Origin of the sequence: Enterobacter sp. E20, assembly GCF_000801755.2 — a bacterium.
GTDB classification, from domain to species: Bacteria; Pseudomonadota; Gammaproteobacteria; order Enterobacterales; family Enterobacteriaceae; genus Enterobacter; species Enterobacter asburiae_B.
The window spans coordinates 57,147-77,978 of the sequence record NZ_CP012999.1 but is presented as its reverse complement, the minus strand read 5'-3'; the positions used below and the strand labels follow the sequence as shown (position 1 = coordinate 77,978).

The window sequence follows — 20,832 nt, the reverse complement described above, 5'->3', positions numbered from 1 at the left end:
CTTTCAGAGCAAATCTCGACATAACACCATAATGGAATCAGGACAATGAAAGCTCAATTCAATAATAAAACGCTGCTCGCGATCGCTATTGCGGCATTACTGCCAGCGGGCACGGCCCTGGCTGCCGGCACCAGCGGCGGCACGGTGAACTTTAGCGGCAAAGTGGTGACCTCCGCCTGCGCCATCAGCGCGGGAAGCGCCAACATTGACGTGGACATGGGTGAAGTGCGTACCGCAACGCTGAAGACGGCAGGCAGCGTTGCCAGCACGGCAAAAGCGTTTGCCATCACCCTGGAAGATTGCGAAATCGCCGATACCTCAGCCTCTACGGATGAGAACCCGATTGCCGCCACAACCGTGGCCGTCACCTTCACCGGCACGCCGGACACTTCCGATGTTAATAGCTTGTCCGTCGGGGCAAACGGCAGCGCCAACTCTGCGCAAAACGTGGCTATTCGCCTTTATGACGAGCAGGGCAACGTGGTGAACCTGGGTGAACCTGCTGCGGCCATCCCTCTGCGTAAGGGTGCCAACACCCTGAACTTCAGCGCGAAATATTACTCGCCGAAGGGCGGCGCCACCGCGGGTGATGCCAGCGCCGTCGCAACCTACACCGTGACCTATTCGTAATCCTCAGGCCCGGTCTACGGCCGGGCCTGTCTTAGCTTTCAGGAGAAACACTATGCGCGTAAACACATGGATTTGCCTGGCGGGTGCGTTATGTTCCTCCGCCGTCTATGCCGGCGGCGTGGGGCTGGGCGCAACGCGAATGGTCTACTCCAGCGCCACCAGCCAGGCCATGATGCAGGTGAGAAACACCCATCCCGACGCTACGTTCCTCATCCAGTCGTGGATGGAGAATGAGAAAGGCGAACGCACCAACGACTTCATGATCACGCCGCCGCTGTACGTCATGAAGCCGGCCAGCGAAAGCGCGGTGAAAATCATGTTTAACGGCAAAGCCCTGCCAGAGGATCGGGAGACGCTCTACTGGATGACGGTAAAAGCCATCCCCCAGCAGGCGAAAAGCGGCGCCGGGAATACGCTGCAGTTTGCCTCGGCTAACCGCATCAAGGTCTTTTATCGCCCGGAAGGACTCAGCGAGACCCCGGGAGAGGCGTGGAAAAAGCTGGCCGGTGCCTATCGCGCCGGAAAAGTCACGCTCAGCAACCCCACGCCGTACTACCTCACCACCATCAACGTGAAAATTGACGGTATGCCGGTGCAGCCGGTGATGGTGCCCCCAAAAGGCAGCGTGACGCTGGCCGAAACCTTCAGCCATGCGGGCAGCATGAGCTATCAGACCATTAACGATTACGGGGCCTGGACCCCCGCCGCGCGCGCGTCGTTATCCCAATAATAAAAACAGTAAGGCGTGACCACGTGAAAATAAAAATCCTGTGCGCCACGGTGATCTCCCTGGTGATTCGGCAAGCCGTGGCTGCTGAAAGCGAGCTGCAATTTAACCCCGCGTTCCTCAACGGCGAGAGCGCAAACAGCGCCGATCTCGCCTGGGTCAACGCCGGGAGCGCGTTGCCGCCGGGTGATTACAACCTCAACGTATATATCAATACGAATTATGCGTTCACGGGTAACGTCACGTTCCGCCTTGCTGAAGACAGCACGGGTGAAGCGCTGCCCTGCCTCACGCCTGAACAATTCGACGCGCTGGGCATCGATAGCCATCAGGCGAAGGGCGGCGACCTGCCGCTGGCGCAGCGCTGCATCTTCTTAACGAAGGCGTTTGCGGATACGCAGTTTGATCTGGACCAGAAGACGCTCACCCTGAGCTTCACCGTACCGCAAAGTGCGATGCGCAATTTGCCGCGCGGGTACGTCAGCCCGGAAAGCTGGGAGGCGGGCATTCCTGCCGCGTGGCTGAATTACGTGGTCAATGGCTCGAACAATGAGTATCGCGGCGAGACGCGCACGCGGGAGCAGCAGCTGTTTGCGAGCCTCAACAGCGGCGTCAACCTGGGCGCGTGGCGGCTGCGTGATTTCACCACGTGGACCAAAGACAGCAATGAGCTTACCCACGTGCAGACCTGGCTGCAGCGCGATATTCACGCCCTGCGCGCGCAGGTGTATGCCGGGGAAACGTACACCTCGGCGCAGGTGTTCGACTCCGTAGGCCTGCGCGGTATCGCCCTGAAAACCGATGACAACATGCTGCCCGCCAGCCTCAGCGGCTATGCACCTGAAGTTCGCGGCATCGCGCGCAGCAACGCCACGGTCACGGTTCGTCAGAACGGCAACATCATCTATCAAACCTCCGTCCCGCCGGGGGCGTTTGTGCTGAAAGATCTCTACCCGACCTCCTCGGGAGGCGATCTGGCGGTCACCATTCAGGAGAACGACGGCAGCAAAACGCAATACACGCTCCCCTTTGCCAGCGTGCCGAACCTGGTGCGTAACGGACAGGTGAAATATGCCCTCGGCGCCGGGAAATACCGTCCGACGGGCAATCAGGACGCGCCCGCTTTCGCGCAGGGCGAGCTGTTCTACGGCTGGCGATACGGCCTGACGTTTTACGGCGGGGCGCAGTTTGCCGATCGCTATAACGGCCTGGCCCTCGGGTTTGGGCAAAACCTCGGCCGCTTTGGCGCCTACTCCATCGACCTGACCCACGCCCGCAGCCAGCTGGCGGACGATCGGCGCTATACCGGTGATTCGGTGCGCCTGCGCTACAGCAAGCTGCTGAACGACATTGGCACGCGGGTGAATTTCTTCTCGCTGCGCTACTCCACGAAAGGGTTTTATACCCTCAGCGACACCACGTACAAAGGCATGTCGGGCGGATCGCCAAAGCAGACGGTGGAAGACGATGGCACCGTCACCACCCAATACGACACCGTGTACAACCTGCGCATGTCGCGTAAGGCAAAAAACCAGCTGCTGCTGTCGCAGCCGATGGGACAATACGGCTCGCTGTCACTGTCGTGGGATCAGCAGACCTACTGGAACACGTCAAATACCACGCAAAGCCTGCAGTTTGCGTGGAACGCCACGTTTCGCAACGTGTCGCTTGGCGTCAGCGTCCAGCGAAGCTCGAGCCTGTATGACGACAAGAAAGATAACATCCTGTCGATGTCGATTTCGGTCCCGCTGGGCAACCCGACGCTGTCGACCCGCGCGCGCTTTACCACGACCCATGCGGATTCCACCGGCACAACCACCAGCACGGGCGTGAGCGGCTACCTGCCGGGTGAGGAGAATCTGTTCTATAGCGTCAACCAGCGCTACAGCTCCCGACAGCACTACGGCGGCGATGCCACCCTGCAGTACGAAGGCGCGTGGGGAGACTACAACCTGGGCTACAGCTACGCCAGCGACTCCCGCAACCTCAGCTACGGCATCAGCGGCGGCGCGGTAGTGCATGAAGATGGCCTGACGCTGAGCCAGCCGCTCGGAAATACCAACATTCTGGTGAAAGCGCCGGGGGCCAGCAACGTCGCCGTGCTTAACCATAAGGGCATCAAAACGGACGGCCGTGGCTACGCGGTGATCCCGTACGCCACGCCGTACCGCGTTAACCAGGTCGCGCTGGACGTGACGACCGCCGGCAACGACGTGGAGCTGGAAAACGCCATCGCCAACAAAACGCCTACCGATGGCGCCCTGGTTCGCGCCACCTTCACCACGCACCAGGGGGCAAAAGCGATGTTTATCGTACGTCACGGCAACGACGTGCTCCCCTTCGGCACGCTGGTCTCGCTCGATGATGACAAAACCAGCGGCATCGTTGGCGATGGCGGCAGCCTGTATCTCTCCGGTTTGTCAGAGAAGGGCAAGCTGAACGCCGTGTGGGGTCGCGGCAGCCGCCAGCGCTGCGCCATTACCTATGCCTTAAACAAGCAGCACTTTAACGCCCGCACCGGTCTTTATTCTCAGGAGGTGGTATGTCAGTAACGCTTCGGATCGGCTGCCTTGCGCTGCTGCTGGTTTTCACGCTCCCCGTTCGCGGCTACGACGTGCTGGTCTCCGTCACCGGCAATTTGATCGGCAACACCTGCGTGGTGGCGCAGGACTCCGGGGAGCAAAACGTGCCGCTGGGCACCATTGGTATTAAACAGTTCAGCCGTGCCGGGGCCGTCAGCAATATCAAAACGCCCTTCACGCTCAGGCTTGAAGCGTGCGGGCCAACCTTTGCTGGCGTAAAAATTCGCTTCAGCGGTACGCCGGATGATGCCAACCCGCAGCTGCTGAAAATTGCCGACGGTGGCGCTACCGGCGTGGCGGTGCAGATCCTCGATAAAGAGAGCGTACTCATTCCCCTGAATACAAAGACCACCGCGTACGGAACGGCGGGGGATGACAGCGTACAGATGACCTTCTACGCGCAGCTGGTTGCCACCGCTACGCCGGTGAGCGCCGGTGATGTGTCAGCCCTCGCCACCTGGACAACGGAGTATCTATGATGCGTTTAGCGTTTCTTCTCGGCGGATTACTTTTCTGCGCCAGCGTGCAGGCTCTGGACTGGAAATCGGACATTACGCTCTCCCCTCAGCCGATGACCTACAGCGGGCCGGCGGATTCCGTGGTGCCGGGCAGCATTATCGGCTCGACCTGGAGCGCCACCGCCAGCGTGCAGCAGGTGTTCTGGTGCGGGCTTATTTTTACCTGCAACAAAGGGACGCTGCAGCCCAGCAGCAGCGCCATCTCAAGCGGTGCGACGGTCACCGTCGACGGCGTGAATTACACCATTTTTGAGACCGGCGTACCGGGCGTGGGCTATATCATCGGGCTGAAGGATTTTAAGAGTACACAATATATTCCCCTGCAAACCGGTATCACGCAAAGCTACCCGGCAGAGGGCACCAGTGGGTTTGCCCAGGATCTGGGATGGTCGGCAAAGGTCACCTTTATTAAAACCGGTGCCGCCCTGAAATCCGGCGTCTATAACATCCCGACCATCAACGCCGCGGTGCTCACCGCCTATAACAACGAAACGAAAACGGCGCAGGTCATCATCAGCCCGACCACCATCACGGTGACCGCCAGCGGGTGTACGGTCGGCAGCAAAAACGCCAGCGTGGCGCTGGGCACCATTGATATTCGCACCCTGCCCACGGTGGGAAGCACGTCGCCATCAGGGACGTTTACCGTCGGCCTGACCTGCGACGCGAACGTGGCGGTTCACGCGGTGATGACCGATCAGACCACGCCGTCGAACACCTCGTCGGTGGTGACCCTGACCGGAGATTCCACGGCGTCCGGCGTTGGGGTGCAGTTTTTCTACAACGGCAGCGGGCCGCTGACGATGGGGCCGGACAGCTCGGCCGCGGGTGCGACCGGGCAGTTCTTCATCCAGAGCACCACGGCGGCGCAGACGCTCACGTTACCGTTCCAGGCGCAGTACATCCGAACCGGCGAACTGGTCCCCGGCTCGGCCAACGCGCTGGCCAGCATTACGTTTTCCTACCAGTAGGGGCTACTGCTTCACCCACAACAGCTGATCGGTTCGGAAGCCCAGACTGCGCGCAGTGTTCAGGTAATCCTGCTTCACCGCATCCGGAATGGTTGGCGTGCGCGACAGGATCCACAGGTAGTCGCGGTTTGGGCCGCTGACCAGGGCGTACTGGTACTTATCGTCCAGCCTGATCACGTTATAGCCGCCGTAGAACGGGCCGAAGAAGGACACCTTCAGCGCGGCGGTGGTTGGCTCACCGGTAAAGTACGCTTTGCCTTCGCTCTCGTTCCACTTGTTCTTCACCGGATCGTAGCCCCGGTTGAGCACGCTGATGCCGCCGTCGCTGCGCTTGCCGTAGGTGGCGGTTACCTGCTCCAGCCCGCGTTCAAAGCGGTTTTCCAGACGGGCGACCTCGTACCATTTGCCAAGATAGCGGCTGGCGTCAAAACCGGAAATCGGCTGCACGCCCTTCGGCGGCGTGGGGGATTTACAGGCGACCAGCGTCAGTGCAATGGCAACACCGGTCACTACAGGCCATAGCTTCATGAGAATTCCTTTCATTTGCACGGTTGGACGTTAAGTGTAGTGCACCGTTTCGGCGCTTCATCCCGTTCGGGAAAATTCGTAGTATATTGAGAGTATTCCTCCACTCTGGACACGGACATGGCTTACTCCATCGGCGAATTCGCCAGACTCAGCGGCATCACCGCCACCACCCTGCGGGCGTGGCAGCGTCGCTATGGTTTACTCAAGCCACAGCGCACGGAAGGCGGCCACCGCCAGTACAGCGACGAGGACGTCCAGCAGGCGCTAAAAATTCTCGACTGGGTCAAAAAAGGCGTCCCGATCGGCCAGGTCAAACCGCTGCTGGAACGCCCGATGCCGGGTCGGACCAACAACTGGCAAACCCTGCAGAAGAACATGCTGCAACGCCTGCAGGACGGCAAGGTCGAGTCCCTGCGCCAGATGATTTACGACGCCGGACGCGAATACCCAAGGCCGGAGCTGGTCGCGAACGTGCTGCGCCCGCTGCGCAGCCAGGTCTCGGCCAACGTCGCCGCCGCCATGACCCTGCGCGCGATCCTCGACGGCATCATCATCGCCTACACCTCGTTTTGCCTCGAAGGCGATAAAAAAGCGCCGGGCGATAACATTCTGCTCAGCGGCTGGCACCTGAACGACCCGTGCGAGATCTGGCTCGAAGCCTTAACGCGCACCGGGCAGGGCCACCGAATCGACATCCTGCCGGTTCCGCCTGACGCGCTGGCACCGGAAATTTTCCCGGAGCGCAAATGGCTTCTGGTCACCAGCGGCAAACTCACCGCCGGGCGGAAAAAACAGGTGGAGCAGTGGCAGCAGCAGGTATCGCTTGAAGTGATTATCCTCTGATAATTTTCTCCTGCGGGAATCTTCACGAAAAGTTGAATATTTTCCCGCGCCGCAGATGCTAACGTTTTCCTGTAACGAATAACTCAACAGGAAAACACCATGAAAAAAACTGCCCCTCTGCTGATCCTGGCCTCGATGGCCTTTGCCCCTGCTGCCTTTAGCGCCCCTGCCGGCACGCTGAGCGTCCACATTCTCGACCAGCAAACCGGGATGCCGCCATCAGACGTGACCGTTACGCTGGAGAAACAGCAGCAGGACAAATGGACCCCGATTGCCAGCGGCAAAACCGACCACGACGGCCGCATCAAATCGCTCTATCCGCAGGATCAGGACATGCAGCCTGGCGTGTATAAAGTGACTTTCAAAACCGCAGAGTACTTCCACGGCAAAAAGCTGGACTCCTTCTTCCCGGAGATCCCGGTGCTGTTTACCGTGACCCGCACCAACGAGAAGCTGCACATTCCGCTTCTGCTGAGCCAGTACGGTTACTCGACCTACAAGGGCAGTTAAGACGCATTGATTTTAAAGGAATAAAAAAAATAGTTCCGCTAATACTTGGACAAATTAGTCATGTTGTGTAAGTTTTAATTATATGAACGGGAGGACTACACCATGACAACGAAACCTGTGCTCGGTATTAGCGGATGTTTGACCGGATCCGCCGTTCGCTTTGACGGCGGACACAAGCGTATGGGCTTCGTCATGGATGAGCTGGCCCAGTGGGTGAATTTCAGGCCCGTCTGCCCTGAAATGGCCATCGGCCTGCCGACGCCTCGCCCGGCCATACGCCTGACGCTGACGGACAGCTGCGAAACGCAGCTCCGTTTCAGCAAGCCGCCTCATGATGACCTCACGCAGAAAATGGCCGACTTTACGGCGGACTATCTGCCAAAAATCGGCGATCTGTCAGGATTTATCGTCTGCGCAAAATCCCCAAGCTGCGGCCTGGAACGCGTGCGGCTGTACGATGAAAACGGCAACCGGGGCCGCAAGGAGGGCGTCGGGCTGTTCACCGCCGCCCTTCTTGAAACCTACCCGTGGCTGCCCGTCGAGGAAGACGGTCGGCTGCACGACCCGGTGCTGCGGGAAAACTTTATCGAGCGGGTATTTGCCCTGCACGAGCTAAACACGCTGCGCGCTAAAGGTCTGACGCGCCGTGGGCTGCTGGATTTTCACAGCCGCTATAAGCTTCAGCTACTGGCGCACCATCAGGCAGGCTATCGCGAAATCGGCCCGTTCGTTGCCTCGCTGCACGAGTGGGAAGACCTGGACGCCTTCTTCGTGGCGTACCGGGAAAAGCTGATGACCATCCTGAAAAAACCCGCCTCGCGGAAGAATCACACCAACGTGCTGATGCATATTCAGGGATATTTCCGTAACCAGCTGAACACCCGCCAGCGCGGCGAACTGCGCGACGTGATCCTGCACTATCGCAACGGACAGTTGCCTATTCTCGCCCCGATCACGCTGCTGAAGCACTACCTGGCCGAATACCCCGACCGGTATCTGATGACGCAAAACTACTTTGATCCCTATCCTGATGATTTGGGTCTGCGTCTGGCAGTCAAGTGATCATAAAAATGCGAAGGCCCCATTGACCCGTAGAGGCCCAAAGCAGTACCCCGTTTAGACGACATCCTCACTGTCGTCTCTTTTTTGCATTTCATCTCAAAGACTGTGATTATATACAGGCTTATTCTGCAAAAAGGGGCCTGCCAGTGATCAACACCCTGCACATTCAAAACTACCGATCCATCCGCGACATGTCGCTGGAGCTGGAGCAGCTCAACATCGTCTTCGGGCCGAACGGCACCGGGAAATCCAATATCTACAAGGCGATACACCTGATGCACAGCGCCGCCCAGGGACAATTTTCCCAGGCGCTGGCAAACGAGGGCGGCATTCTGAAGGTGTTCTGGGCAGGCAAAACCCGCAGCGACCAGCTGCGGCGGATGAATCTGGCGGTGGAAACAGAGACCTACGAATACGAGCTGCAGGTCGGGTTTGTGGAGAAGCTGCCCTATCCCTCGCAGTTTCAGCTCGATCCGGTGATCAAAGAGGAGTCCATCTGGCTGAGCGGTCAGCACCGTCGGCCTTCGTCACAGCTGATGAAGCGTAAGAACCAGGCAGTATTTCTGAACAACGTGCATCACGAGAAAGTGACCCACAGCGGCACGCTGTACGAGAACGAATCGGTGTTCGGGCAGCTCGGCGAACCGCATCTTTACCCGGAAGTGTCGCAGATGCGCGAGTCCCTGCGTAACTGGCGCTTTTATCATGAGTTTTCTGTATCAATCGGCTCGGCGATGCGCGCCCCGCAGGTCGGCTTCCGCTCCCCGGTGCTGGCCAGCGACGGTGCCAACCTGGCTGCCGCGTTTCAGACTATCGTCGAGATCGGCGACGAGCTGCTGCTGATGCGCATCCTTGACCAGGCCTTCCCCGGCTGCGTGTTTTACAGCGACAACACCGGCGGACGTTTTCGCATGATGATGCAGCGCGAAGGTCTTAGCAGGCCGCTGGAACCGGCGGAGTTCTCCGACGGTACCCTGCGCTTTCTGTGCCTGACGGTGGCGCTGTTAAGCCCGCGCCCACCGGCGTTTATCGCGTTGAACGAACCGGAAAACAGCCTGCACCCGCAGATGCTGCCCGCGCTGGCGAGCTTAATCGCCGAGGCCAGCCGCTACTCGCAGATCTGGCTCACCAGCCACTCGCCGGAGCTGGCGAAGTTGATTGAGAAACAGCGATCGTTTTCGCTGTATCAGCTGTCAATGGTGGAGGGGGAGACGAAGGTGGAGAGGCTGGGGTAGGTCGCATTCTCTTTCTTTTAAGTAAATATGAAAAATCCTGCCAACAGATGGGCAGGATTATCGAAAATTATTCAGTATCAGAACGCGAAGATTTACGGGCTTTACGCTCATCTATTTTCGCGAAGATCCAAGACCCCAGCCCTCCAGCAGTCCCCGTAATAACGCTTACAACTATAATATCTATAATAACTTCTCGCGTTAAATTCACCTTACCATCGAAAATCAAGTCTATAACAACACTAGCTATCGAGAAAAAAATAAAACAGCAAACGACAAGATAAACCACACTTAAAAATAAAATCTTCAAACTTATTTTTTGTTGTTTTTTAATTGCCAGCATTATTAGCATCCTTTTCTTTTAGTTTATCTTTAATTTTATTACCAATAAATTCGCCACCAACAGAACCAATAATGTCACTAACAAATCCGGTGCTTGGGCCGAAAACTGGATTCAATGCAGGCGGTGCAATAACACTAACCACACCACCAACTGCCCAGCTAAACCCAGAACCCGTCAGGGCATTTTTATCAAGACCATCTGTGAAAAATGTCCCTCCAGCTACGATACCTGCGTTTTGCCAGACATTACGACCCGGAGCCAGCGCCCCTGTAATACCCGCAGACATACTACTCCAGTAATCCCAGCTTTTGTTTTCGTGGCCTGGTCTGCTTAAGTCGTACCATTGATAACTGCCATTAGCAATTTCACCGATTACAGCACCACCAACAACTTTTACTATGGATGCCGCAGGCCCTAAATAGGCGGCTCCCGCTATCATTACACCATCCTTAGATCCATTAACTATCACCTTCGTGATATTGGTGCTGTCCGGCATATCGCCTTTCGCGATCCTATTCAGCCCGGCCTGTGTTTCTTCCGGCGTCAGGTTGTTTTCCACAGCATACTGTTTCCATACAGCGTTAACCGCAATAGTATTTTCCATGCCCGTGCCAAAGTTCAGCGCGTTATTCTCAGCACTATTCTTCCCGGCACTGGCCCCGGCCGCCGCACCAGCCGTATTTCCCCCAGCAATCCCGCCGGCTATGCCCGCTGAAACAGATGCCAGCGTACTCACGGTCTGCTTCTGCTCTTCCGTCAGCTTCGACGGGTCTGTGTCCGGATAGAACTGTCTGGCGATTGCTGTCGCAATCAGTTCGCCGGATGCGGCCCCCACAGCGCCCGCTGCGGCACTGTTTCCCTGAAGGGCTGCAGTTACGCCGCCGAGGATGGCATGGGCAATCGCTTTTGCCGCCTTGTCGTCGTTAATGCCTGCGCGGTGACCGATGATGTACGCCAGTTCAGGTGCCGACGCGCCCGCCAGCGCCCCTCCGATATTGCCGCCCGCCAGTCCCTGCAGCGCTGCCGTGGCCGCCTGGATGCCGCGCTGCATATCGCTGCCGGTTCCGTACGTCACCATCACGTTTTTGTATGCCTGGGTATCTCGCAGTTTCGCCAGATAATCCTGGCGCTGTTTCTCTGTCGCGTTTGCGGGGAGTGTTGCGCCGGTTTCTTTCTGGGCCGCCTTCAGCCCGTTAAGATCACCCTGCGTCCTGGCAATATCCGCCACCTGGCTACCAATGTCGCTGATCATCCCAACCGCGTTCAGGCGGTTCTGCTCTTTCTCCTTGTCGAAGATCGGGCTGATGCTGTCGTTAGCATGTTCGGTGTCGCGACTCAGATCGGCCACGTCCTGCTTCTGGTTTGCCTTGTCGCGGATGGTGAGGGAGCCCTCTGCCACGGCGGCCTGCGTGGTGCCTTCCTTATGGCCTTTATTACCCGCAGCGGAGATCATGCCGCCCGGCAGGTTGCCCTGGAATTTATCCCCGAAGCTGCCGCCGCCGCTCAGGCTGATACCGGAGTGCGAGGTTTTAAAGTCCGCTTCGTTGTGGATATCGCTGAAGCCGAGCGTTCCGGTATCGAGGCTGTTTTTGTCCGGCGTGGCGGTGGACGCGATAACCGCGCCATCAAGCTGGGTGTGATGCCCCACGGTGATGTCGAAGCCCCCGTCCCCGGCATACAGCCCGGTCTGTTCGGCCACCGAATCAAAGCGGCTCTTCATCTTGTCCTGGCTGGCGTTGATATAGCCTGAGCCGGACATGGTGCCGAAGGTGAAGCTGCCACCCGCTGCAACGCTGGTCTGCTTGCTGTCGTAGTCGCTGTTGTTCTGCTGGCTGCGCATCAGCAGGTCGTGACCAACATCTGCCACGATTTTATTGCCGTTAACCTGGGCGCCATCAAGCACGGTGTCGTGCCCGCTTTTAAGGGTGACGTTTTTGCCGCTGTCGATTGTGGTTTCGGTCCAGTCGGTACCGTTACCTTTATCCTTGCCGTGCGCGGCGTTAACGTTGGCAAACACGCTGATACCCGCGCCGTTGCCTCCGGCACCGATGCTTACCCCAATACCGCCACCGCTGCTGCTGTTCTTGCCGCTGGTTTTTTGGGTATTCGCCGCGCCGGACAGCAGAATATCGTTCTGTGCATCCAGCGTGGTATCACCCCCGGCTTTCAGCTGGCTGCCCGCAATCACGATGTCGCCGCTGTTCGCGCCTTTGTTTTTGCCGTTCGCGGTGATGGAGAGATTATTGCCTGCGTTCAGCGTGCTGCCTGCCACCGCATCACTCTCAGCATGCTGCTGTGATTTCGACTTCTGGGTCGTCAGCGAGAGGCTCACACCCATTGCGTTCGGGTCGCCGGTGGTTGCCGCCATATCCGCAGCCTGCCCGGCCTGCACGCCGGACAGCACCGTTTTGGTGGCCTGAAGGGCTTTCAGACGGCCATCACTTTGCTCTTTGGTCTCCTGCGCCGCGCTCACGGCATTGTTAATAGCGCTACCGACGGTGCCGGAGAGCGCCACGGTGAGCCCGCTTTTCTTCTGCTCGAATGTTTCATCCCGGGTGCGCCTGTCGTGCCCCGGCTCGATGATGACGCTGTCGCCGCTGAGGCTTAAATCCTTCCCGGCGATAAGATCCGCGCCGCCGACGTGGGCCTGGTTTCCGGCAGAAATCGCGACGTTACCGCCCGTCGAGCCCACCGTACTGAAGCTCTGGCTCTGGGTGGTACCCTTCTCACGAAGATCGTGCGTGCTTTTACTGCTACCGATGGTGAAGCCAATCCCGCCCGAGCCCATCAGGCCGGATTTTTTCTCTTCCTTAAAGCGCCACGAGGTGTCGGTGTTGGTGGCCGCAACGATATCAACATTGTTGCCCGCCTTAAGCTGCACGTCGCCATCGCCCGCCACGGCGGAGCCGAACACCCGCAGGTTGTTGCCCGCCACCACCTGCACGTTGTCGCCGCTAAGTAATGAGCCGGATTCACGCGTCGCGCTGTCCTCCTCGATGGTGTGGGTGGTTTTCTTGCTGAGGAAACCTTTTTTGGTTTTGGTCTGCTCTTTGTAGTGATAATCGCTTTCGGTTGCGGTATTGAGATTGACGTCGCGGCCTGCCGCCACGCCGATATCGCCCTTCGCCGTCACCTGCGCGGCTTCGGTGGTCACATCGCGTCCGGCGAGGATTTGAGTATTCTCCCCGCTGGCGATCTCGGTTCCCTGCTGACGTACCGATTCGTTAATAACGGTTTTCTTGCCTGACCTATAGCTGTCGCCCTGCGTGGTCTCTTCCGCAGCCAGATTCACGTCGCGACCCGCCTGCAGCCCGACGCTTTTCTCCGCCGCCAGCGCGGCGGCCTGGGCGTTGATATCCTGCCCGGCCTTCAGGACCAGGTTATCGCCTGCGGAAATCGTGGTGCGGTCGAGCCCGGTGCTGTGGGACTCGCTTTTCCCTTTCCGGCTGCTTTCACTGGTTTGCTCCGCGTTCAGGTTCAGATCGTTGCCCGCGCTCAGCCCCGCGCTGCCGCCCGCCTTCAGGTCGCTGGCGGTCACGTCAAGGTTGTGCCCGGCATTCACCAGCAGGTTGCCGCCCGCGGTGACGTTACTGCCCTGATACGTGACGGACGAACGGCTGGTTTTCTCCCGGCTGGAGCTGAATGCGTCGTTGATCTGATTCGCGTTGACGGCAATATCGCCCCACGCATTCAGCAGCATATCCCCGCCGGAGGCCAGGTTCGCCCCAGTGACGGTGATGTTTTTCCCCGCCTCAAGCGACAGGCCATCCTGCGCGGTAATCGACGCCGTGTTGCCCAGCAGCGTGTCTTTCAGGCCGATGTTGCCGTACTTCCCTCCGGCGTTGATATCAATCTGCTCAACCTGCGTCAGGTTGTTGATGCTTCCGTCCAGGCTCTCCAGCGCGACCGTTTTGCCGCTGATGGTGGAGCTGATGTTATTGATATCGCCGATGGCGCTCAGGTTCAGGTCGCCGCCCGCTTTCATCAGGCCGTTGCTGAGGTTGCTGATGCTGTTCTGGCTGTCGAGCGTCAGGCTGTTTTTCGCCAGCAGCGTGCTGCCGCCGTTGGTGATGCTGCCGCCCTTCAGGGTGACGTTGTTGCCCGCAATCACGCTGCCGTTGTTGACGGTGACGTCCTTCGGTGACAGGTAAAGCTTCGGCACCATCACCGTTTCGCCGTTGACGGTGGCTTTCTCCCACCACAGCAGGCTGTGGTCGAGCGCGGCAATCTGATCGGCGGTCAGCGAGACGCCAAACTGCAGGCCCAGCGACTGCTGTGCCGCCGCGGCGTTGTCCATCAGATAGCGCATCTGATCCAGATCGGAGCCGATGCCGTTCAGGTAGCGGTTACCGGTCTGGTTGAGCACCACGTTGGAGACATAGCGGGTATCGAACGCCGCATCGCCGAGGAAGCGGTAATCGTAGTCCGGGTTCAGGTTGAGGCGGCCGAGCATATAGGACGAGCCGAGGAACTGCTTCTCGTCGGTAAAGGCCAGCCGCGTCTCCTGCGGCGCCGTGGACGACGGTTTGATCCCGAGCATCGCGTTCAGATCGGCAAACAGGGCGGGATCAAGCTGCCCGAGACCGTTCAGTTTCGGGTTGATGCCGATCAGGTACGGGCTTTTCGGGTTGTCGGAGAAGACAAAATAGCCGTTGTTGCCCGACGGCAGCGGGTAAGCGCTGGTATCGACGCGCTGGCCCTGATAATGCCCGACGGCGCCGCCCTGCGCGGTTCGGAGATCGGCGGTGGTGACCCCGGCGTTCGCCAGTGCGCCCAGCTGGCCGAGGTTCGCATCGCCTTTCTGCGTGGTGGCAACGTTGCTGAGAGGCGTGCCGGACGCGCCGCCGTTTTCCAGCGCGCCGCCGCCGTTAAGCTGCTGCAGCGCCCCCTGAAGCCGATCGTTCCACTGCGGCGAGGTCACCGCCACGGTGCCGGTAGCGTTCAGCCCCTGCTTTTGCACACCGCTGCCGATGGTCTGGTTGCTGAGGGTGTTCAGCGACGGGGTGGAGATAACGTTACTGACGCCGCCCGCGTTAGCGGTGGTATTAGTGTTGCTGATGTTGCTGGTGAAGTTTGCGGTGACGTTGCCGCCCGCCTGGATGACGGCGCGGAATGTTTCGCCATTTTCACTTTCTGTGACATGCCCATCTAATACATAGGTTACGTCATTGTCGTAGTAAGTATTGCGATGGGTTGGAAAGTAGGATCCAGAAAAACTTCCACCATATGAAGGGCTTACATATTTATATACAGCATATTCTGTATAAGTTCCGCTCTGATAGCTCTGATTATTCAGCGTGTTTCCTGCAAGCGTAATATTGCTATTCGCCAGGATTGCACTCGCCTGATTGTTCAACTCTGCGGCAGTGATAGTCAGGTTACGCCCGGAAGAAATACGAGCGCTTCCACCCTCAGCATTTACAACCTGCGCTATCTGATTTAGTGCATATTTACGTGTTTCATAGCCTGTAATTGGTTTGTAATAGTAATGGGTATCCTCATACAAGAAACAGGGAACCCCACCACATGTACCAGAACCCTCATGGGTATAAGTGCTGTATTTATCCCGAACAAGCGTATCGATTCCGAGAACCGACACAGGTATGTCAACAGTTGCCTGCCCAACCCAACCATACGCTGGCGACGCACTTGTTGTTGTGGTTGACGTTAATCCATCACGCTGATTTAACAGGCTGGCAGTCTTAACCGTAATATCCCCACCCTGCGTCTCAATATTCCCCGACGTGTTCACCACCTGGCTGTTGGCGTTCCCCGCCGCATCCCGCTGCATCCACAGGTTGTTCCCCGCCATGATGTCGCCGCGCCGGTTGGTGATGCTGTCAGCAAACAGCGCCAGGTTATTCGCCGCGTACAGCAGCGCGGTGTTGACGATGGACCCCGGCGCGCTCAGGGTCAGCGAGCCGCGCGTGCCGGTGAAGCCGTCGACGGTAATGTTGCTCCGGCTGGCGACGGTGATGTCGCCCCCGCCCTGCACCGTGCCCGCGGCATTGAGCGCCACGCTGCTGCCGGAGAGCGTGCTGGTGCCGCCGCCGGTGGTGATTTGTCCGTTGTTGCTGAGCTGCCCGCCCGCGCTGAGGTTAACCGCCTGCCCCTGCAGCACGCTGCGGTTATCGATGTCGCCGCCGCTGCTGATGGTCAGGGTCCGGCCTGCCGCCACGGCGGTCCGGCTGGTAAACGCGTTCGTCAGCTGCAGCGTTAAGTCCCCCAGGGAGACCAGCTGGCCGGTCAGGTCCAGCCCCCGGCTCTGCAGCCACAGGTTGCCGCCGCTCAGCAGCCTGCCGCCCGCGCTCTGGGTCACCTGGTCCGCGCCAATATTCAGCTGCGCGTTGCCGAGCAGCGTGCCGCTGTTGTTCAGCTGGCTGTAGTTAACCGTCAGCTGTCCCGCCTGGGTGGTGCCCTGGCTGGCAAAGGTGGTGCCGGTCAGCGTGGCCCGGTCGGCCACCCACGTGCCGCCGTTAGTGGCGTTTGCCGCATTGAGTATCAGGTCGGTGGCCTGCAGCCAGCCGGTACCGGTGAACTGCGGCGTGCCGAGCGTCAGGCGCGCGCCGGAAAGCAGCCTGCCGTCGTTACGCGCCTGCGAGGAGGCGGTCACGCGCGTCTCGCCGCCGCCCTGAATCAGGCCGTAGTTAAACAGCGCGGGCGTGGTCAGCGTCAGGCCATCGCGGCTGACGATTTCGCCCCCGCTGCTGTTGGTCAGCGTGCCGCTGAGGGCCAGCGTCGCGCCGTTATCGCCCTGCAGACGTCCGCCGTTGGTGAGCGCCCCGGTGGTGATGCCGAGCGTGCTCCCCTGCATTTTGCCGTCGCTGGTGACGGAGGCCGCCGTGACGTTCAGCGCCCCGCCGGAGAGCAGGGTCCCGGTCGACTGCTGGCTGACCGCGCCGGTCTGGCTGAGGGTCAGGCCATTCACCCCGCTGATGGCGCCGCTGTTGCTGAGCGTGCCGCCGGTCAGCGTCAGGTTTTTCGCCGCCCACTGCCCCTGGTTCACCAGCGTCGCGGCCTGCAGCGTGGCGCTGCCCAGCGCGGTAATCTTACTGCCCGTGGTTCCGGTGAGCGTGTCGGCCAGCGTCATCTGCAGCCCGTCGGCGCTCTGCACCGTGCCGCTGTTGCTGAGCGACTGCGCGTTAAGCAGGATGTTCTGCGCCTGCCAGCTGCCGGCGTTGGTCACCGCCCCGGAGGCAATGGTCAGCGCGCCCTGAGTGAGAAGCCTGCCGCCTGCACCGTTAATCAGCGCCTGCTGCGGCGCGGCCATCGCCATGCGCGCCATCAGCCGCTGCTGCCCCTGAACGGTCAGGCTCTGCAGGCCGGTCAGGGTGCCCTGGTTGTTAATGCTGTCCTGGCGCAGCGCGAGGGTGTTCCCCTGCACGGTGCCGCTGTTTTTAAGGATGCTGCCGCCGAGCGTCACGTCCCCCTCGCTGAGGAGCTGCCCGCGGTTATCCAGCGTCTGCGCGGTGATATCCGCCCGCCCCTGGCTCATCAGCGAGCCGGACGAGGTCAGCGTGCCGCCGGTTGCGGCCGTCAGCGCCCCCTGGCTGAGCAGGGACCCGCCGTGCGTCCAGTCGCCGGTGGCGCGGATGTCCGCGCCGCTCCCCTGCAGCGTGCCCTGCGTAACCAGCTGGCCTGCGTCCAGCGTCAGCATGCCGCCGGAGAGGGTGCGCGAGGCCGCGCCCGTGGTCAGCGCGGTGCCGGTGAGCGCCAGGCCGTTCGTTCCCTGCATCAGCCCGTCGTTGTTCATCTCGCGGGCGGTCAGGGAGAGCGTGCCGCCGGTGATGCGCCCCGGGTTCACCAGGGTGTCCGCGGTGAAGGCGGTTGCGCCGCCGCTCTGCAGCAGCCCGGTATTGGTTAACGCCCCGCCGAGCGTGCCGCTGAGCCCCGCCAGCCCGTTCACCGTGCCGCTGCTGGTCAGGGTGGTGCCGGTCATGTCCAGCGTCGCGCCCTGCAGCGTGCCGGCGTTCGTCAGCTGCCCGCCCGTCAGCGTGAAGCCGCCGCCGGAGAGCCATTTGCCGTTCAGCGCGTTGATAAAGCGGTCAGCGGCGGCGTTAACCGCGCTGCTGCCCTGCATCAGGCCGCTGTTGCGCAGCTCCGTCGCGCCTGCGGTCAGCGTTCTGCCCGCCACCGTGCCGCTGCTGGTCAGCGTCGTCGCGTGAAGCGCGGCATCGCCGGTGGCCACGATGTTCCCGGTATTGCTCAGGGCGTTGCCCAGCCCCAAATCCAGGTCCTGCGCCTGAATATCGCCCTGGTTGGTCAGGTCGCTGCCCCTGAGGATGAGCCCGCCGTTCACCAGCAGCAGACCGGCGTTATCGAGCGTGTCCAGGGACAGATTCAGGCCGCTTCCGCTCACCAGCTGCCCGGTGGCGCCGTTGCTCAGCGCGCGGGTGGTCAGCGCCAGCGTGTCGTTGCCCTGCAGCATGCCGGTGTTGGTCAGCTGCGCGGCGTTCACCGTCAGCGCTTTCCCCGCCAGCCGGCCGTCGTTAAACAGCTGCGCCGCCGTCAGCGTGAACAGGTTCTGGCTGAGCAGGGCGCCCGTGTTGTCCAGCCTGCCGGTCGCGGCAAGCGTCAGGGCGTCCAGCGCCTGAACGCTGCCCTGGTTATTCAGGCCTGCGGCGTCCAGCGTGGCGCTGCGCCCCTGCAGGCTGCCCGCGTTGCTGAGCGTGTGTCCGCTCAGGGTGAGGGTCTCACCGCCCGTCACCTGCCCCTGAGTCTGGTTCGCGAAGGTGTTGCCGGACCAGGCCAGCGTGCTGCTGCCCTGAAGCAGGCCGCTGTTCTGCAGGTCGCCCCGCAGGGTCAGCACTTTCGCCAGCAGCTGGCCCCGGTTATCGGTATTGCCGGCCTGAACGTCCAGCGCCTGCTGGCTGAGCACCTTACCGCTGTTGGTCAGCGCGCCGGTCACCGCCGCCGTCACGCCCGCTTCCCCCAGCGCGTTACCGGTGTTCATCCACTCGCCGGTGGCCAGGTTCAGGGTGTTGCCCTGCATGAGCCCGGCGTTGTTCAGGGTGGAGTGGTGCAGGCCGAGCGCGCCACCGGAGAGCAGCATGCCCGCCTGCAGGTTGCTGAGCTGTGCCCCCGTCGCCGTCAGCGAGCGGGTTCCCTGCAGCGTGCCGCCGTTGGTCACCGACGCGCTGTTGAACTGCGCGTCGGTACCGGCCATCAGCCCGCTGTTGGTCAGGCTGGCGGCGGTCAGCGTCAGGCCGTCCCGGGCAATCACCCGGCCGCCCGCCTCGTTGCTGACCTGACGGGTCAGGTTCAGCAGCAGCGCGGTGGCGCTGAGCTCGCCGCTGCTGGTAAGGGTGTCGCCGTTAAGCGTCAGCGTTCCGCCGCTGCGCAGCGCGCCGCGGTTAGTAATGTCTGCCACGCCGAGCGTCAGGGCCGCGTCCCCCTCGACGGTACCCTGGTTCTCCAGGCTGTCCGCCGTGATGTGCAGGTCGCCGGCGGCAATACTGCCCGCGTTAACCAGAGTAGTGCCGTTCAGGGTGAGCCGGTCGTCCGCCAGCAGGCGTCCGCTGCTGGTCAGGCTGAGGTAGTCGCTGCTCAGGCTGACGCCGTTGATTTCACCCTGGTTGGTCAGCGTGTCGCCTTTAATGCGCAGCGTGCCGTCGGTGGTGATAAGCCCGCCGTTGGTCAGCACCGGAACGTTCAGCGTTAAATCCTGCGCGCTGTAAACCGACCCGCCCGCGAGGTTCGCGAGTGAACCGGTCTTCAGGCCGAGCAGGGTGGTCCCCTGCAGCAGCCCGCCGTTCTCCACCGAGGCTGCGTCCAGGGAGAGGGTACCGGCAATCAGCGAGCCGCTGCTGGTGATGCGCCCGGGGGCCGTCAGGGTCATGCGGTCCGCTTTTGCGGCGCCGGACTGGAGGATGTTCTGTCCGCTGAGAGTAATGGCGCCGGCGGTGAGTTCGCCGCCGCTGGTCAGGTCGCCGGTCGCGTTAAAGCTCAGCGCGTCACCGGTGGATTTCCCGGCGTGCGCAATCGTGCCCGCCGTCACCGACAGGGCGCCTTTCGCCGCCTGGGTGCCGTTCAGCGCGGCGCTCTGCGCCTGCAGGGTGAGCCCCTGCCCGCTCTGCAGGTGCGCGTCCCGGCCGGTGGTCAGGTCGCCGGCGCTGACGGTGACCGCCCCCGCCGCGTCCGTCTGCCCGTTCAGGCTGGCGCTGCGGGTCGCGGTAATCTGTATATTGCCCTGGCTGGTCGTGCGGGACGCCTGACCGCTGGTCAGGGTGCCGGCCTGCGCCGTCAGCGCCGTCGCGCCGGACAGGGTGCCGTTCTGCTCAAGCACGCCTGCGGTCACGTTCATCGCGCCGTCAGCCAGCAGGCTGCCGTCGTTACGCAGGGCCTGCTGCGCCGTGACGTCCGCATTGCCCTTCGCGCTCAGCGTGCCCCGCTGCGCCAGGGTTCCGGCGCTTAACGCCAGGCTGCCGGCGCTCTGCAGGGTGCCGCTGTTGGTCACCGTCTGTCCCTTCAGGGTGACGTCGCTGCCCTGCGCCGTGCCGCCGTTCGTCAGCTCTCCGGCGTTCACGTCCAGACGGCCTTTCGCCGCCAGCAGGCCGCTGCTGGACACCCTGTCGCCGGAGAGCGCAATGTCGCGCCCCGCATTCACCTGCCCCTGGTTACTGACGGTGCTGCCCGTCAGGCGGATATCGGCCGCGGCATCGGCCCGGCTCTGGCCGTCCAGCACCAGCTGCCCGCCGCTCAGCGCCAGGCTCTCTCCTGCCGAGACCGCACTGCCCGTGGATGACAGCGTGCCGCCGCTGCTGAGCGTCGCGCGGGTATCGCTTCCGCTGCGGGTATTCGTCAGGGTGATATCCTTCCCGGCCGCCACGCTGAGCGCGCCCCTGCCGGTGACGCTGCCGCCGCGCTGCGTCAGGCTGCCGCCGGTG

General features: G+C 61.1%; 12 protein-coding genes. 9 read left to right on the top strand and 3 right to left on the bottom strand.

The annotated features are described in order from the left end of the window. Positions 1–45 precede the first annotated feature (45 nt). The 5 genes from NI40_RS00325 to NI40_RS00305 are packed head-to-tail and all read left to right on the top strand — an operon-like array spanning position 46 to position 5,428. Positions 46–630, top strand: coding sequence for a fimbrial protein (locus NI40_RS00325; RefSeq protein ID WP_032661969.1), 585 nt, complete (start codon positions 46–48; stop codon positions 628–630). A 52-nt stretch (positions 631–682) separates the two neighbouring features. Next, positions 683–1,360 carry a fimbrial biogenesis chaperone gene (locus tag NI40_RS00320; RefSeq protein WP_039263505.1) on the top strand — a complete coding sequence of 226 codons (678 nt, stop codon included), beginning with the start codon at positions 683–685 and terminating at the stop codon, positions 1,358–1,360. Between the two features lie 23 nt (positions 1,361–1,383). Beyond that, positions 1,384–3,909, top strand: a complete 2,526-nt coding sequence (locus NI40_RS00315; protein WP_039263503.1) for a fimbria/pilus outer membrane usher protein — start codon at positions 1,384–1,386, stop codon at positions 3,907–3,909. Next, on the top strand, positions 3,900–4,418 hold the full coding sequence (locus NI40_RS00310; RefSeq protein WP_039263502.1) for a fimbrial protein: 519 nt from the start codon (positions 3,900–3,902) through the stop codon (positions 4,416–4,418). The genes NI40_RS00315 and NI40_RS00310 overlap by 10 nt, the downstream gene beginning before the upstream one ends. Beyond that, on the top strand, positions 4,418–5,428 hold the full coding sequence (locus NI40_RS00305) for a fimbrial protein (protein WP_039263545.1): 1,011 nt from the start codon (positions 4,418–4,420) through the stop codon (positions 5,426–5,428). Before NI40_RS00310 ends, NI40_RS00305 begins: the two co-directional genes overlap by 1 nt. 3 nt (positions 5,429–5,431) lie before the next feature. Here NI40_RS00305 and NI40_RS00300 read toward each other — a convergent pair whose 3' ends face one another. Further along, positions 5,432–5,956, bottom strand: coding sequence for a lipocalin family protein (locus NI40_RS00300; RefSeq protein WP_039263501.1), 525 nt, complete (start codon positions 5,954–5,956; stop codon positions 5,432–5,434). A gap of 117 nt (positions 5,957–6,073) precedes the next feature. Between NI40_RS00300 and NI40_RS00295 the strand changes: the two genes are divergently transcribed. The 4 genes from NI40_RS00295 (at position 6,074) to NI40_RS00280 (ending at position 9,606) form a co-directional block, all read left to right on the top strand. Next, positions 6,074–6,799, top strand: a complete 726-nt coding sequence (locus NI40_RS00295; protein WP_039263499.1) for a MerR family transcriptional regulator — start codon at positions 6,074–6,076, stop codon at positions 6,797–6,799. A gap of 99 nt (positions 6,800–6,898) precedes the next feature. Further along, positions 6,899–7,309, top strand: a complete 411-nt coding sequence (gene uraH / locus NI40_RS00290; RefSeq protein ID WP_033147068.1) for a hydroxyisourate hydrolase — start codon at positions 6,899–6,901, stop codon at positions 7,307–7,309. 102 nt (positions 7,310–7,411) lie between these two features. Then, positions 7,412–8,371 (top strand): YbgA family protein, encoded by a 960-nt coding sequence (locus NI40_RS00285; protein ID WP_039263498.1) that lies wholly within the window; start codon positions 7,412–7,414, stop codon positions 8,369–8,371. A 146-nt stretch (positions 8,372–8,517) separates the two neighbouring features. Next, on the top strand, positions 8,518–9,606 hold the full coding sequence (locus tag NI40_RS00280) for an AAA family ATPase (RefSeq protein WP_039263497.1): 1,089 nt from the start codon (positions 8,518–8,520) through the stop codon (positions 9,604–9,606). Positions 9,607–9,673: 67 nt separating this feature from the next. Here NI40_RS00280 and NI40_RS00275 read toward each other — a convergent pair whose 3' ends face one another. Together NI40_RS00275 and NI40_RS00270 are read right to left on the bottom strand one after the other, a co-directional pair. Next, positions 9,674–9,946 carry a hypothetical protein gene (locus NI40_RS00275; RefSeq protein WP_039263496.1) on the bottom strand — a complete coding sequence of 91 codons (273 nt, stop codon included), beginning with the start codon at positions 9,944–9,946 and terminating at the stop codon, positions 9,674–9,676. Next, positions 9,933–20,471, bottom strand: a complete 10,539-nt coding sequence (locus NI40_RS00270) for a hemagglutinin repeat-containing protein (RefSeq protein WP_442855918.1) — start codon at positions 20,469–20,471, stop codon at positions 9,933–9,935. Before NI40_RS00270 ends, NI40_RS00275 begins: the two co-directional genes overlap by 14 nt. Between the last annotated feature and the right edge of the window lie 361 nt (positions 20,472–20,832).

Coding starts and splice junctions, on each gene's coding strand:
- NI40_RS00325 (WP_032661969.1), top strand. CDS start 46: ATGAAAGCTCAATTCAATAATAAAACGCTGCTCGCGATCGCTATTGCG.
- NI40_RS00320 (WP_039263505.1), top strand. CDS start 683: ATGCGCGTAAACACATGGATTTGCCTGGCGGGTGCGTTATGTTCCTCC.
- NI40_RS00310 (WP_039263502.1), top strand. CDS start 3,900: ATGTCAGTAACGCTTCGGATCGGCTGCCTTGCGCTGCTGCTGGTTTTC.
- NI40_RS00305 (WP_039263545.1), top strand. CDS start 4,418: ATGCGTTTAGCGTTTCTTCTCGGCGGATTACTTTTCTGCGCCAGCGTG.
- NI40_RS00300 (WP_039263501.1), bottom strand. CDS start 5,956: ATGAAGCTATGGCCTGTAGTGACCGGTGTTGCCATTGCACTGACGCTG.
- NI40_RS00295 (WP_039263499.1), top strand. CDS start 6,074: ATGGCTTACTCCATCGGCGAATTCGCCAGACTCAGCGGCATCACCGCC.
- uraH (WP_033147068.1), top strand. CDS start 6,899: ATGAAAAAAACTGCCCCTCTGCTGATCCTGGCCTCGATGGCCTTTGCC.
- NI40_RS00285 (WP_039263498.1), top strand. CDS start 7,412: ATGACAACGAAACCTGTGCTCGGTATTAGCGGATGTTTGACCGGATCC.
- NI40_RS00275 (WP_039263496.1), bottom strand. CDS start 9,946: ATGCTGGCAATTAAAAAACAACAAAAAATAAGTTTGAAGATTTTATTT.